This is a genomic window from Paenibacillus intestini, from assembly GCF_030803945.1.
Lineage (GTDB): Bacteria > Bacillota > Bacilli > Paenibacillales > Paenibacillaceae > Paenibacillus > Paenibacillus polysaccharolyticus.
On record NZ_JAURUN010000004.1, the window covers coordinates 74519 to 90066 of the forward strand.

Below are 15548 nucleotides of genomic sequence, written 5' to 3' on the forward strand. Positions count from 1 at the left end.
CATGAAAGTTCTACCAATAAAAAAAGCTGCCATATGATTCTGGCAGCTTAAATTTAAAACTATTAAAATTAACGAAGCAATTGTAACACAGCTTGCGGTTGTTGGTTTGCTTGAGCCAACATAGCTTGGGAAGCTTGAGCCAAAATATTATTTTTCGTTTGGTTCATCATTTCTTTCGCCATGTCTACATCACGAATACGGGATTCAGCTGCAGACAAATTCTCGGAAGTCGTTCCCAAGTTGTTGATTGTGTGCTCTAAACGGTTTTGATAAGCACCCAATTTAGCACGCTCGGAAGAAACTGTTTCAATCGCAGTGTTAATTGTTGTAATTGCAGCATTTGCAGATGCTTGAGTAGAGATACCAATACCATCGTTAGTAACAGCAGCAGCAGCTCCACTTGCAGCAGCATTGGTTGTAGCCGCTCCACTTACTGCTAATGTTTTAGCATCCATCGCTTTGATAGTCAGAGAGATATTTTGGTCTGCATTTGCACCAATGTGGAAAGTCAAGTTAGCTGCAGTAGCTGGGGAAGTAACACCAGATCCTGTGCTTGCGGAACCATCCAATAATTTTTTCGTGTTAAATTCAGTTGTGTTGGAGATACGAGTGATCTCTTTTGCCAACTCATCAACTTCGTTTTGAAGTGCTTCGCGGTCTTTGTTTGTATTTGTATCGTTGGAAGATTGAACTGCCAACTCACGCATACGTTGCAGGATGGAGTGAGTTTCATTCAATGCACCCTCAGCCGTTTGGATCAAGGAAATGCTGTCTTGAGCATTTTTAGTAGCCATATCCAAACCGCGGATTTGACCACGCATTTTTTCGGAGATTGCCAAACCTGCGGCATCGTCACCAGCACGGTTGATACGCAGACCGGAAGACAATTTTTCTATTGCTTTGTTTGTGTTTGCTGTGTTTGCACCCAGTTGACGGTGTGTGTTCATTGCAGCGATATTGTGATTGATAATCATTAGAAATTTCCTCCCTGAAAATAAGTTAGTTCCACATCCATGTGGTAAACGCCGCGACATTAAGGTCGGCCGCCCTGCCGAAGCAACGTCTAAACAATATATCGACAGGAAGAGATCAACTGTTTATAGTAAATTGGAATTTTTTTATTTTTTTTTGTTCTCTATTCCTTGCAGTAACTCCATAAAAGCTGCAACGCTGGGAGCATCTGGTGTAGCTGATTCCCGGTTTGCTTCCTGAATCGATGCATATACCTCTTTTCGAAAGATATCAATCTGTTTGGGAGCAGATATACCGATTCGTACTATATCTCCTTCCACTGCAAGAACGGTTACTTCGATATTATCCTGAATAATGATTGACTCACCCTTTTTTCGCGATAATACTAACATATCAGGCTCCCCCCTTCGTCAGTGTTAATTCTTCGGTCCAGATGAGATGTCTGGTCATATAATCCGATTGCAGGAGGACAACCTGCTTCCCTACTCTCTTTACGGGGTTGATAACTACTGGAGCCAACAAATTCATTGTTGATTTAGTAATCTCCGAATGAATCGTAACGATCGAGAATACAGCAACCTCTTCTTCAATTCCTAGTTCTTCTTTATCTTCGTTACTGAGTTCAAAACTATAATCTTGCCTGAATTCAAATGGACTCACTACCAAAAATGAAAGTTCTTTTTCTTTCACCGATTGTAAGTAGCTGAAAGGCGTCTCCTCCCAAGGAATTAACGCAAACGCAGTCTCATCTTCAAAACCAGGCAAACCTTTTGGAAATTGATAAATGCTCTCTTCATCGACTTCAATCTTGCCCCAAGTACTTGTCTCAATAAAAATGATAAACGCCTCCCTGGCGATAATAATTTTAGATAAAAAAAGCTATAGCGGATGCTTACAACCGTCTATAGCTCTATAGTATAACTTATAATCCGATATCTATTGAAGGCGGGATATACTGTATGGAAGCATATTGTTGTACATAGATATCCAGTTTCCCGCGTTGATACTCGATCTCAGGTTTGTTCACGGTGACATTCATTTCCGATTCTCCTGCTTCAAAACGAACGTCAGGCGCTCTCGTGTTAACACGAATGCTCACATTATCCATAGATGCCGGGGTACGTGTCTCTGGAAAAGGTTTGGCTTGCCAGTTCATCCCGACAATGTTGGCAATCGTATTACCCGGCTTATGAATTGCCGCCAGTTCATTTCCTTGCTGTACACGCTCGGCCATATTTTGCAGAAAAATCTGCTGAATGCCTGAATAGATCCGGGCATTCATATCAATCATATTCCCTCCATGATAGGCCGAGAAGGCCTTGGACTGATCGATATTAAGATCTATCGGATGGCTTTGTATCGTTAACTTCCCAGGCTTCGTATGGAGCTCTACATCTGCTTTCGGTTGCCGGATGGAATACTGCCCCATGTCCGCATCTATATGAAGTACTGTAGGCGTTGTCTGGATTTGCAGCATTGGAATAATACTCACAAGAGGATCTCCCCTTTATCTCAGAAAGTCAACCAAAGATTGGGATATGATTTTCGCTCCTGTAGATAGAGAAGCGTTGTAAATATTCTCCTGGATTTTAGATTTGATGGACAATTCAGCATAATCCGCATCCTCAACCTTGGACTGTAGATCGGACAAATTCACTTCAAGATCACTCAATCTACCTTGCATCAGTTCTATACGATTTGTTTTTGCACCAATTTCAGCTCGAATAGAAAGCATTTTATTGGTCCGCGTATCAATATTGTTTAGTTGATTAGACAATTCCTTCTGATCTCCACTAGCCAGAGCCTGACTAATGGTATTAAAGATTACAAACAGGTTATCTGCCTCAGCTGCGTTTCCAAATACCTCATTGCCCGTGACATTGATCGGGAGTTGAACAGCTTCACCGACAATAAAATTAATCTTGCCTGTATCAGTAAGAACTGAAGCAGCGCCAGATGTGTCAAATGATCCATCCGCACTTGTAGGGAAATCGTACGGCTTAACGTCATAGGTTTCACCGTTAAAAACATACTTCCCATTCAATGTGCTATTTGAAATATCTATGAGCTGTGCTTTCAGTTGTTTGACTTCTTGATTGATGCCGTCCAAAGCCGACTGTGGATTCGTTCCCGTTGCCGCTTGAACTGTCAATTCTCTCAAACGCTGTACCACACTACCTGCCTGATCCATAACGGTATCATTGAAGTCCAGCCAAGATATCGCACTGTCTACATTTTTCTGATACTGCTCATTGGATGATAGTTCCGCACGGTACCGGAGAGAATAAGTAATACCAACCGGATCATCGGATGGCTTGTTAATTTTACGTCCTGTTGCCAATTGAGTTTGAGTAGTGTTCATTTGCTGTGCATTGCGGTTCAGGTTAAGAATCAACTGTGAACTCAACATGTTATTGGTAACTCTCATTTTAATTTACTCACTCCTCTCTATGTTTATCTGCCTACTGTACCTGTGGAATTAATTAATTTCTCTAATAATTGGTCATATGCCGTCATAAAGCGTGCTGAAGCACTGTATGCATGCTGGAATTTAATCATATTCGACATCTCTTCATCCAGCGATACTCCACTGACCGATTGGCGTCTCGTGTTGACCTGTTCGACCAAAAATTCCGAATTCGATGTTTGGCGAGCTGCTTCCTGAGACTGTACACCGAGTTGACCTACTATGGCGCTAAATTGAGCCCCAATTGTTGCGTTACGCAAACCGTCAGCTGATTTCATCGGCGTGTCTTTAAGATTAGCCATCAGATTAGCCAGTGTATTATTCCCTTTGATTATCGTTTCTGTTCCAGATGCATTCGTTGTTGTTCGAAGTGAAGTTGCAATCTTGTTTGGATCAGCCACTATGGCGGCATTCAAGGAGATATTCCCGGCTGTAATTGCGGTTCCACCTCCAGCCGCAGTAAAGAAAGGTAATCCTCCATTGTTCGTACCATCCAGACTATACCCAAGTTGATGCAATCCGTTTAAACCTTTGACAGTGACCTTCAGATCACTAGCCAATGTTCGTGTCGCTCCTGTGTATGTAACATTATTCAGAACGGTATTATCAGGTAGTACAGAACCTGCAGGTATTGTGATCTCGATATCCCCGTTAGCTAACGTATTCGCTAGCTCATCCATTTGTTTACGGTAGTCACTCACCAGCGTATCTCTGGATTTGATCATGCCATGAACCTCACCGTTGGTGAGCGTACCAGCTGTATACGCGTTATTCAAAAACGCTGAATCTACCACTGTTTGTACCACTCCGCCAGTCACAAGCTCTTGTCCATTCATTTGAACCTGATAACCCTGTGGCGAATCCGTGACGGTAATATTCATAATTTTGGACAGTTTGTCTGCCATTAAGTCACGTTGGTCACGTAGGTCGTTTGCATTATCCCCTAGGGACTCTACCTTTACAATTGCACTGTTAAGGTTCGCAATATTACCCAGATAACCTTGGATTTCATTACTCTTGACCGCAATATTGCTGTCCAAATCCTGACTTAGAGCGTCCAATTGGCGACTAATCTGGTTCATCGCGTCTGTAAGAGCCAGTGTCGTCTCTTTAACAATCCGTCGAGCCGTAACGTCTTCCGGGTTTTTACTCAGATCGGACCAGGATTTATAGAAATTATCCATAACCGTCCGGAAACCCGTGTCCGATGGCTCATTTACAATCGCCTCGAGTTTTTCCAGTGTATCTCGCTGAATCGACCAACTCCCGAAGTTGGTATTTTCGTTTCGATACTGGTCATCCAGAAACTTCTCGCGAACACGTGTGATCGAGTCGAACTCTACTCCTGTTCCGAGTTGTCCTGGTGCTGTGCTGTGCAAAAATGCAAACGGCTCCATAGGAATGGAAGCCTGCATGTTCACCTTCTGACGTGAGTATCCTTCCGTGTTGGCGTTGGCTACGTTATGGCCTGTTGTGCTAAGAGCGGCCGTCTGTGTGAACAAACTGCGTTTAGCCGTTTCGATTGAATGAAATGTAGATGTCACCTGGTTTCCCCCTATTAATCAGGCACGCGTGTCGAACAGACCGATTCGCCCTGGATTGCCGTGTTTATCAGCAGGATGCTGATAAGTTGCATCCTGTTCAGGTCTCGAAGCAAACATGTCCATAGATAAATCAATAAACATTAATGATTGCTCGATCAGCTTTTGATTGAGTTGATTAATCTCTTTCAATTCTTGTAATGTTCCCGCCAGCCTCTTCTGAACTTCAAACAATCGCTGTTTGTCAGCCGGATCAAAGATCAGCTTGGAAATCTCGGTAATATTCAGGTTCAGCATCGACTTGATGCCACGCTCCTGAAGTAGTTCATGAACAGCATGTAGTCGTTCTGTTTCAAGCGGCTCCTGCTGTTTCATAAACTTGGATTCCTTATTCATGATAGCAATAAGCTGGTCTACATCATTTTTGACGATAACTTCTCGTTTAACTTGACTTAGCTCCAGCATATCACGGTGACTTTGCTCCATCTGCTCTAAAACTGCAATTAATCTGTCCAGTGCTGCCATTACCTAATCACCTATTCCTTATCAAAAGACTTGAAATACGGTAGCAGCTTATCAGCAAGCTTGCTACTGTCTACCTGGTATGTTCCTGAGCTTACCTGCTCTTTCAACTCCTGAATGCGTTGCAACCGTCCTGCATCTTGTGTACGTCCTTGTTCTTCAAGCATCTTCATCGCCTCCGGAGAAATGGATACTTCATCCTTGCGGCGGCTTTTCTTGTTCTCAGCCTGCTGATTGGACTCAACATTCCTCTGATATGAATTGATGGCTCCAATTCGACTCGGTTCATTGATTTTCATTCGAAGTGCACTTCCTTTCACCTGATTTTTTTCGTTGATATACGTATTTCTTTCTTTATCTTTATGTGTTCGAAATGAGTAGGATAATAAAAAAAACCGATAATCTTTAATAAGTTTATCGGTACGTTTCAAAACATTTGTTATAGCATTATTCGTATTTAAGACCACGTTCCTATTAATTGCGCAGTTTGTCGACGGCATTGTAGGTTCGTCCGCCTATTGGGTTGTTATCCTTCTGACCTACTTCACGAGCAGCCCCAGCCAAGTCTTTCGTTAGTCGAGTACGGCAGGAATCGCACATATGGCCTTCACGAATCAGCATTCCGCACACTTCACAAGGATACATCATATTCGGGGCGTTTTCGATGGAAATCCGTCCCTCTCGGATAAACTTCGTGATGGTTTTGATTGAGACTTCTGTCGCATCCGACAATTCCTGTATGTTGGCGCCTTTATTCTCGCGCAAATAGTCTACACAGATCTGGTATTCCTGCTCCATTTCCTTGATACAGTTCGAGCACACATCACGAAAATTCAATGCATACAATCTTCCGCAACGAGGACAATTCCCTAAATTCATCGCTAAAACTCCCCTCTCAAACTTCCTATTCCGACTAGATAATATCTATACATTACCTTATTTTCTCATATGAAGTCCATAGCATATTTACAAATATACAATGGTTTAGATTGCGTGAATATGAAATTTTTTTTAAAAGTTGGACCCCATATTTTACAAGGTTATCTTAGCTTCTGATATCTACTTCACAGTTTCCTCTAACTATTTAGGGGAAAATAACAACAAAACCTCAAGACCGTGCTAGTGTGAGTGTATAAATCTCCACCGTCACGCCGGCTTTACTTGCGGCATGTAAAATGACATGCCCACAAGCGTCTAACGTACTTCCGGTCGTGTAGATGTCATCAATTAAAAGTAATTTAAACGGCTTGCTGTAATTCTTGAGCAGGCTGAAATCAAATTCATCAAGCTTGATAGAAAAGGCATGTTTCATCGTCTCGAATCGCTCGGCGCGAGACTTGAAGCTTTGTTTCCCTGTGTTGATCTGGCGTTGCAACAGATCAACACAGGGCAAACCAGCGGTGATGGCAAGCTCTGTTGCCAGCCGCTCCGCCTGATTAAAGCCGCGTTCGGCCAGACGCTCGTCGCTCACGGGCACATACGTGACCGCATCCGGTCGCCATAGCGGCTTCCCGGTTTCCTTTCCACATATAAGAGTCAGTTCTTCACTCATCGCTTGAAAAGCTTGAGTTAACATAGCAGTTAGCAGCGGGGCGTAGCGCTCATAGCCTCGAAATTTGTACATGCTTATCCAATCTTTCATTAGATCGTTATACTGGACGGCGCTACGATTACAGAAGAAAGAGCGATGTTGCATATGCGGGCGCACACAGTCAGGGCATCCTACACCACGCCCACAGCGCTGGCAACGGATCGATCGAATCCATGGAATCTGCTGTACACAACGCGGGCAGATCCCGGGATAACGTGAGGACAACACAGCACGGGTTCCACATGTCAAACATGGTGAACCCGGCGGGCCAAGCAGCTTATGGAGTTGTCCGGTTAAACGCTGAACATGCTCGAAGATATGAGAAATATAACTGAACATGATGTGCTTCTCCTTTCTAAACGGAATAACGAGACGACGTAGCGAGCATAAAGTATGTAATACACGTTCAGTTAACATGTGTGAAGACCACTAGTGCTTGTGTAGCGATGGAATGGTTTTGTTTGAAGGTGGATACTGGCGTAAATAATGGTTCGCATAAACGATTAGTCTGTAGTGAGCCTATTCAAGTTCAGTTGTGTATGTTGATGTAATGATAACTATGATCTTGGAACTGGCGTACGCAGGTAACCTTTGCGACGGGCAATAGTGTTCATTTTGCGGATCTGTGATACAGCTTTTACTTGGGAACGAGTGCGGCGGGATGCAGCAAATACGACACGACCTGCCGGATCATCCAGGGAGCGCCCTGCCCGGCCTGCCATCTGTACGAGCGAGGCCTCGTCAAAAAGTCCGTTGTCTGCATCCAGAATAAACACATCGCTACGCGGGATCGTCACGCCTCGCTCCAAGATGGTGGTTGTCACGAGCAGACGGATGGAGCGTTCACGAAATGCAATGACTTTGGCGGCCCGCTCCGCATCCTGCGATGAAGTGCCTTCAATCGAGATCGCAGGAAAAGTCCGGCGCATCAGGTGCACAAAGGCCTCAATCTGGGCGATACGCGTTACAAAAACAAACACCTGAGCATCACGTTGTAAGGAAGTACGAATGCTACTCACGATGGTAGCTGGAAGTTGTTTGCGTTTGATGCATTGTGCCACAGTAGACATGTTGATCAGCTTCGGTACAGGTAGCGGATGTCGATGGAAGCGGACAGGCACTTTGGCATGAGCAAGTTTGCCCAAAGCGACCTCACGTTGCAAACGGGTTGGCGGCGTAGCGGACAAATAAATAAAATGCCCCTCCGGTTTACAGCAAGATGTAGCAGCGTGGGCCAGCATGGGATCGTTATGATAAGGAAATGCATCAAGTTCGTCGATGATCACCAGATCAAAACCTTGGTAAAAACGCATAAGCTGGTGTGTGGTGGCCAGAGTAAGCTGCGCGTTTTTCCAGCGCTCCGAACTTCCGCTATAGAGCGTTGCGAGCGAGGTGTCCGGGAATGCTTTGGCAAGGCGCGGAGCCAGCTCCAGTACAACATCCCTGCGCGGTGTAGCGACCAACGCTCGTCCCCCATGATCCAGGGTGTACTGGATTAGTGGGAAAATCATTTCGGTCTTGCCGGCCCCGGTCACGGCCCAGAGCAAGAACCGCCCCGGCCCATCCCCTGCGGGCGGCCGGGCCAAAAACGCGAGCGCCGCGGCTGCTGCCGCGCTCTGCGCTGCGCTTAGCCCCCACCGGGCGAGTCCGCCGCCGGTGGGGGCTAGGGCCGTGCCACGCGATGCTTCGCCGCGTGCGGGCACGGCCCCTTGCGCTGCACTGCGTAGCAGCAGCGCACAAGCACGGCTGCGCCCTAGCGCGAGGCATGCCTCGCAGTAGGCGCACGCCGCCAGGCCGCAGGCAGCGCAGGGGACGCGCTGCCTGGCTTCGCTGCCACAGCGGTGGCAGCGGGGCGCGCTTCGCGCGCGGCCGAGCCACGCGAACCTGCGGCGCGTGGCAGGCCCTTCGAGGGCGGCTGTCATCTGCAGCCGCCCATGCAAGCGCGCGAGCTGCGTAGCCGCGCGCCAGCCCCCTGGCGGCATGGCGGGCTCCGCCGCCAGCAGCGCCTCGGCCTCGGCCGCCAGTAATTGGCGACCGCTCATCCGCTCAGCCAGCAGAGCTGCGCACTGCTCCAGCTGAGCCCAATACTCGGCGGGATATGGCTTCGGCATCCCACCCACCCTAACTGCACGCATAGCTGCAGTCCCTTTCCCTCCATCCCTACCAATTCCTTTTCCCCTTTTATCGTTCTCCCCTCTGTCCAATCCATTTCCATTCTTCCATTTCCCTGCCTCCGCCTGTTCGGCCAACGCTCTCTTTGCCTCTATTTCACCCGAGAGATGCTCATACAAGTCCAGCTTTGTATTGAAGTAGCTTTGCCACGCCTCCATACGCCACATATCCATGCTACGCTCGGGTACGAATTGATCTACCAGCCACGAAGCCTGACTTAACGGAAGATGCATACTTAACACCAGCCATTGTTGCACATGCCGTCCACTCATGCCCTCAAGCCACCACATGACATCCACCTGAATGTCGAGAGACATGACCATATCCCACTCTTCCTCCGCCCGGTACACGTAAACCCCAACCTGCATCGCGTCTTCCCTCCCCTGTTCGTATCCGAAAAACAAAAAAAGCACATGCTGACCGACGGCTTCGCCGGAGCATGTGCTTCATGTCCATTCTGCATATCACAGTGATTATAATTATTCATACGATGACCATCTTCTAAAGCATTTCGAATTTCAACCTCACCGTATCCCGTTCCTTCAGCTACTTAGTTCGACCCTTCTCTTCCTCAATTTCCATATAAATCAAGTATATGGTTTTGCATTCTGTCCGTCAAGACAACCTTAACGTCACGTATTAACTCATTTAAAAGTTTGGAATTTTTCCTTTGTATATGCGCAACTTTTTCCAGTTTTATCAGTCTATACTTCTAAGTTAAGACTTCTGACTTCAAAATGCTTCTTCAGCGTCATTTGTAGTGATAAATCCAGTCTTTAACCATAGATTGCAATAAAACCCATATTCAATTTAAAGGCAGACTTGGCTACAATTACAAAAAAAAGATTACAGCCTCAAGCTGTAATCTTTCTCATATCGAATCGGCATATCAACGTCTGCAAACGTGTAAAATGTGAGGATTATCTGCACCCAGCTTCATCATTGGACCTACGCAGATCAATGAGGCGATAGTCACCATTCCTCTGCCCGGTATGTTCAAGTTCTGCTGGCACAGCAGGCAGATAAGACAACTCCATGCCTTGCCTTTGCATCATCTTCTCAATAATGGTTATCGTCTCTGCCTCTTGTTGCTCGGCGACCACCGTTAATGTAAAGCTCTTGCCGCGATATAATAATTCCAGACAAAGTGATCGAATAATGCCTTCAATCCGTCCTACCTGATTGGAAGGAATGAGCAAAATCTGCTCGAAGCCTTCGGACTCCGGGCGGGAAGTATGGCGCTGGTGCATAAGATGAACGGCCATTGCCGCCAGGAAGTATATGAGCAGAATCATAGTCAGATGAGCAACCATGGCAACTGCACCTCCTCGGAAGGTCATGTTCACCCATGGCGAACATCCCTGTATACCGCAGTATATGCAGCTTATTCCGAAGGGTTACAGCCAAACAATCAGTCGGCGCTCGCCTGAACCAATGTTCAGGACACCCTTATACTGTGTTCATGTACAGTGATAAAGTCCATCAACCCGCAAACCAATCCATACTGGATAGGGCGCGAGTAGATACCTGTATAACAATTATTAGAATTAGAGTGTAACCCAGCCATATTTGATGGAGTTAATAACGGCCTGTGTACGGTCGTCCACTTCCATCTTCTGCAGAATGCTGCTGACATGGTTTTTCACTGTTTTTTCACTGATGAACAAAAATTCACCAATCATCTTGTTGCTCTTACCCTCAGCCATTAAACGCAATACCTCAGCTTCACGACGTGTCAGCGGGTTATTGTCTCCAGCAACAAATTTAACGCCTGCTTCCTTCGAAGCACCTTCGCTCATCGCACCTGTTTCGTTAAGATACGTCATACGACGAAGTTGCATAATCAGTTTGCCCGTTACTTTAGGATGAATAAATGCATGCCCTTCATGAACGGAACGAATCGCGTTGATCAGCGACTCTGCTTCCATATCCTTCAGCAAATATCCATTGGCTCCCTTACGGAGTGTTTCGAATACATAACTTTCATCATCATGAATGGACAAAATAATAACTTTTACATCCGGGAACAGCTCGCGCAGCTTCTCAGTGGCTTCGACGCCGTTCTCTACAGGCATGTTAATGTCCATCAGAACGATATCGGGTTTATCCTGATTACAGAATTCGAGCACTTGAATGCCATCGCCACATTCCCCGATGACCTCAATGTCGTCCTCCATATTTAAAATGCGTTTCAAGCCCTCTCGGAACAGCTGATGATCATCAGCCAAGAGAACTTTAATTGATGTTTTTCCAGTATCACGGTTTTCCATCCTGCTACTCCTTTCCCTTATCCACGTTTGTCGGGATATGAATGACTATTTTGGTTCCCTGGTTCTCTGCGGATTCAATCTCTATTCTTCCTTCTAACAGTTCAACCCGTTCTCTCATCCCGATCAGACCGAAGTGGTTGTGATCCTTGCTTTTCTTGGCAAGAAGCTCCGGTTTGAACCCAAGCCCATTGTCCTGAACGACAATTTTGACGAGCTGAGCCTGGTATGTAATTTCTACGACAACATATGTGGGATAAGCATGCTTGGCAGCATTAGACAGACCTTCCTGCACGAGACGATAGATTGCAGCCTCCATTGCAGATGAGAGACGATGTTCCTTGCCTCTTGTTTCAAAAAGCGACCGAATTTTTGTTTTTACTTCAAAATCCTGCACATACTTTCGAAGCGTTGGAATCAATCCCAGATCATCCAGTGCCATAGGACGCAGATTGAATATAACTTTTCTCATTTCTTCAAGACTTGAACGAACCTGGCCTTTCAAATCTACTATTTCGGCCTGAACCATCTTAAAATCCTGCTTCATGAGCATTCTTTCTACAATTTCCGTCCTAAGCACTAGATTAGCAAGCATCTGCGCAGGCCCGTCATGAATCTCGCGGGCAATACGTTTCCGCTCTTCCTCCTGGGCCAAAATTATTTTCAAACCAATCATTTGTCGATTCTTGGCAGACTCGATAATCCGGGTCACCTGACCCAGCTCTCCTGACAAGTATTCTAGCACAACGCCCATCTGCGAACCAATTGTCTCGGCACGTTCTACAGAAGCCTCCACATTTTTGGCACGCTTCTGCAGATCATCCCGACGGGCCTTTAGATACATTTCCTTCTCACGATAAATCATCAGATCCAGCTGTAGCTGTGTCGCTTTTTCATACGCCTGCTTGATATCATGCTCCGAATAGCGGACAAAGTCGCGGCTCACCTCTGTAAGCCGGATCCGGGAACGGCGGTAATTCAGCTCCAATTGATCTACTTTCTCGATCGTTTCCGCCGTTTCCTTCAGCACCGACTTCAACTCTTCATTGAGCGTCTTCAACTCATCACGAGTGGAGTCCATGATTTCAAACATTTGATATTTGCTGTTTTCCATGACTTGTATGGCGTTTTTTATGACGCGGTCTATGGCATCGGCTTGTAAATCCACGTTTGTTCGACTCCATTTCTATCGTTTCCGGTATATATCATACCATATCACGATGAGATGGTAACGGTCTTCGTGTTCTGTTCCCATTTTACAGTCAGCCCAAGTTGCTCGGAAACGAGTCTGAGGGGGACTAAAGTCCTACCCCCACTTACGTAAGGTGCAACCGTTGCGCTCTGTCTTTTGCCATTGAGAACAAATTCTTTCTGACCTACCACCAGATCGATCAGCTTGCTGCCGCGGATTACTGTAATCCGCTGATTTTTGCTGTCCCAGTTCGCCTGTCCGCCAAAGGCATCCAGTACATGTTTGATGGGCACATATGTTGTTCCATTTTTAATGACTGGTGCTGCATCAATTACCTTTTTTGTACCGTTCACCGTCATTGACTTCTGTCCAAGTACCAGTGAAGCTGTACCCGTAGGCAATCCAACTTCGCTGGATTTGGAAGGCATGGTGAACGCAATGTTGTCGAGCGCAACCGTTCCCGTCATTGCACGCTCATCCTGTCCATCTTCTACATTCACGACATACACACGTTTCAGTTTCGCCGGATAAGCGATGTTCAGTCCATTCAGGTCAACATTAACCTTCTTCCATCCATTCCAGTCGATAGCTTTAGCCAGATCGGCATATACCGTTTTGCCTTTAGCATCCGTAAATTCTGCACGTAGCCAGTTCAGACTCTTGTCACCCATCACATCCATCGACATGGACGTTGCGGCCGCTGATACGTCTCTGCCTGTTGAACCGTTCAGCTGAGCATAAGCATACATTTTACCGGTTCCGCCCGTCATATCGTAACTGAGTTGCAGTACCTTTGAGCTTGCCTTCTCACCGGTTCCTACCACGACTGCGGCCGAGCCTGTCACCCCTGCTACATTTGTTGTGAAGTTAATCGGATAGTTCGCGTTTTCGAAATTTTCCCAGATCGTTTCGCTCGCTGCTGCAGAGAGTACAACAACCGTGCTGTAACCATCATATCGGCCGATTGCATAACCAACCTGTGCTCCATCATTCACAGACGATACCGTCAACTGGTCACCTGCCACTTTTCCTTTAAATCCAATGAATTCCCATGTCAGGGAATCGGCCGGTACCGTCACGCTTTGTCCGCTCTTTGTTGTAGCTGTCACTGGAATAGAGACTGTAGTTCCCGCTTGGAGTGAGCCAAGACCAGATCCGGCAGTTAAGGAAGCCAGCTCGTTACCACCCAGCACCGTTACTTTGATAGAGGAAGACGCTCCGCTACTTGTTGCCGTCAGCGTTGCTGTACCCGGCTTCACACCTTTAATCGTTCCGTTGCTCACGCTGACAATACCGTTATTGCTGGATTTCCAGGTCAACGGAATATTACCTGTCGAGATCGGGTTGTAGTACGTGTCATAGCCTTTTGCAGAGTACTTGCCTTCCTGACCTGCGAGCAACGTCTGGTTGCCGCTTACCGCAAAACCTTTCAACTTGCCTTCAGGTGCCGTCGAGAATACTCCAAGTGTATTTACAACTTGACGTTGCTCGGTACCGTACTCGGTGTTAAATGTGAGACTTGCGGATTGTTCACCCAGTGGACGTGTAACCATTGTCGTTGATCCGCCGCCATCCAGATTCATGCCTTTCCATACCCCGATACTGGTCATAAATGACTGTAATTCGGTCAAGGACATGCCGCTGCTGTTGCCGTTTTTCTCGGCTGCAATAATATACACATATCGCCCATCCTGAGAATATCCTACCGCGGTTCTGGCACGAACACCACCTATGCCGGAAGAAGCAATATTCCGCGAGAAGGAAGCAGCCTGACCTCCGTTTACCAAAATTGTATGACCGCCAATCATCATTTCCAGATTATTCGGGTCAACAGACTGTCCTGTCGTTTTGGCAACCAACTTGTAATCTGCTCCAACTGTTTGTCCAACAGACAGGTGACTCATGACCCATGTTGCCGCTGTACCATGTGCACGGAGGATATATCCGTCCGGCGGTACGGTCATATTTAATGCCTTTTTATCCGAAATTTGCGTGATGACACCATTCTGAACGAGTACCTCCGTCGGCGTTGTGGAAGGATCATTCGGACGTTTGGTCGACGTCCATGCAGGTGTATAAATATACATGGAGTTCACATGGCTGTATGTACCCGCTCCCGTTTCAACCGTATAGTCCTCCTTATTTATCCCACGCAGAGCGAATGTTGAACCATCCTGCGCCTTTACTGTGCCGTCAAATGAATATTCATCAATCATCGGCTTGCCATCTTTGGTTACCGTGAGAGCATACATGCCCTTCAGTTCCGAAGGCGTAGACACCAATACACCGTCAGAAACTTGACCGCCGATCGGTGACATTTCTCCGGATACGTTAAAATAATCTCCGTTCACCGCAGCGACCGCGCCGTTTTCCTTCGCCATACCGCCAGTGCTTTGTTTACTGTTTAATTTATTTCCCTTGCCTGTCATTACATCCAGTTTCACGTATGGATTTTGCAAGTCTACCTGGATCACATCGGCAAGCACATTTACCTTCGAACCTGAACGTGTTGTCGTATATCTGTATTTCATGAGCTTCGCACCCGAAGTCAAAATCTCTTCGCCCAGCTTGCTCGTATTCGTCGATGCTGCCGCGGCTACGGATTGCCACGAAGTCCCTGACCACATCTGTCCTCCTGCACTCATCACAGGCGCAATCCAGATCACACCAGCCAGTGTTACAATTGCCCATTTCTTTGCCTTATTGTACTTAACGCCTTCCAGCTGTTTCCCATGTTTCCCCAGCATGTTCGAAACGTCTCTCCCATCTTGTATATCAATCTTAGACATCACACCTATGCAGCCGAGTGGCAGTACATAGAACG

Annotated in this window: 15 protein-coding genes; all 15 read right to left on the reverse strand. The window is 46.5% G+C overall.

The window, feature by feature from the left end; genetic code table 11:
- Nucleotides 1–68: 68 nt before the first annotated feature.
- Nucleotides 69–974, reverse strand: a complete 906-nt coding sequence (gene hag, locus J2T16_RS13665; RefSeq protein WP_499018509.1) for a flagellin Hag — start codon at nucleotides 972–974, stop codon at nucleotides 69–71.
- A 144-nt stretch (nucleotides 975–1118) separates the two neighbouring features.
- Nucleotides 1119–1364 (reverse strand): carbon storage regulator CsrA, encoded by a 246-nt coding sequence (gene csrA, locus J2T16_RS13670; protein ID WP_499018510.1) that lies wholly within the window; start codon nucleotides 1362–1364, stop codon nucleotides 1119–1121.
- Nucleotide 1365: 1 nt separating this feature from the next.
- A complete protein-coding gene (gene fliW, locus J2T16_RS13675; protein ID WP_499018614.1) occupies nucleotides 1366–1836 on the reverse strand; it encodes a flagellar assembly protein FliW in 471 nt (156 codons plus the stop codon).
- A gap of 58 nt (nucleotides 1837–1894) precedes the next feature.
- Complete coding sequence (locus tag J2T16_RS13680) at nucleotides 1895–2464, reverse strand: DUF6470 family protein (protein ID WP_499018511.1); 570 nt, start codon at nucleotides 2462–2464, stop codon at nucleotides 1895–1897.
- A 15-nt stretch (nucleotides 2465–2479) separates the two neighbouring features.
- A complete protein-coding gene (flgL, locus tag J2T16_RS13685) occupies nucleotides 2480–3400 on the reverse strand; it encodes a flagellar hook-associated protein FlgL (RefSeq protein WP_499018512.1) in 921 nt (306 codons plus the stop codon).
- Between the two features lie 26 nt (nucleotides 3401–3426).
- Complete coding sequence (flgK, locus tag J2T16_RS13690) at nucleotides 3427–4983, reverse strand: flagellar hook-associated protein FlgK (RefSeq protein WP_090922936.1); 1557 nt, start codon at nucleotides 4981–4983, stop codon at nucleotides 3427–3429.
- Between the two features lie 18 nt (nucleotides 4984–5001).
- Nucleotides 5002–5505 carry a flagellar protein FlgN gene (locus J2T16_RS13695; RefSeq protein ID WP_090922934.1) on the reverse strand — a complete coding sequence of 168 codons (504 nt, stop codon included), beginning with the start codon at nucleotides 5503–5505 and terminating at the stop codon, nucleotides 5002–5004.
- Between the two features lie 11 nt (nucleotides 5506–5516).
- Nucleotides 5517–5801, reverse strand: coding sequence for a flagellar biosynthesis anti-sigma factor FlgM (flgM, locus tag J2T16_RS13700; protein ID WP_090923072.1), 285 nt, complete (start codon nucleotides 5799–5801; stop codon nucleotides 5517–5519).
- A 175-nt stretch (nucleotides 5802–5976) separates the two neighbouring features.
- Nucleotides 5977–6381 (reverse strand): TIGR03826 family flagellar region protein, encoded by a 405-nt coding sequence (locus J2T16_RS13705; RefSeq protein ID WP_090922933.1) that lies wholly within the window; start codon nucleotides 6379–6381, stop codon nucleotides 5977–5979.
- 229 nt (nucleotides 6382–6610) lie between these two features.
- On the reverse strand, nucleotides 6611–7198 hold the full coding sequence (locus J2T16_RS13710; RefSeq protein ID WP_499018513.1) for a ComF family protein: 588 nt from the start codon (nucleotides 7196–7198) through the stop codon (nucleotides 6611–6613).
- A 452-nt stretch (nucleotides 7199–7650) separates the two neighbouring features.
- On the reverse strand, nucleotides 7651–9633 hold the full coding sequence (locus J2T16_RS13715) for a helicase-related protein (RefSeq protein WP_499018615.1): 1983 nt from the start codon (nucleotides 9631–9633) through the stop codon (nucleotides 7651–7653).
- Between the two features lie 552 nt (nucleotides 9634–10185).
- Nucleotides 10186–10578, reverse strand: a complete 393-nt coding sequence (locus tag J2T16_RS13720; protein WP_090922927.1) for a hypothetical protein — start codon at nucleotides 10576–10578, stop codon at nucleotides 10186–10188.
- A 234-nt stretch (nucleotides 10579–10812) separates the two neighbouring features.
- On the reverse strand, nucleotides 10813–11535 hold the full coding sequence (locus J2T16_RS13725; protein WP_063567747.1) for a response regulator transcription factor: 723 nt from the start codon (nucleotides 11533–11535) through the stop codon (nucleotides 10813–10815).
- Between the two features lie 4 nt (nucleotides 11536–11539).
- Nucleotides 11540–12700: a sensor histidine kinase gene (locus J2T16_RS13730; protein WP_090922925.1), complete on the reverse strand. Its 1161-nt coding sequence runs from the start codon at nucleotides 12698–12700 to the stop codon at nucleotides 11540–11542.
- Between the two features lie 47 nt (nucleotides 12701–12747).
- On the reverse strand, nucleotides 12748–15471 hold the full coding sequence (locus tag J2T16_RS13735; protein ID WP_336121763.1) for a stalk domain-containing protein: 2724 nt from the start codon (nucleotides 15469–15471) through the stop codon (nucleotides 12748–12750).
- Between the last annotated feature and the right edge of the window lie 77 nt (nucleotides 15472–15548).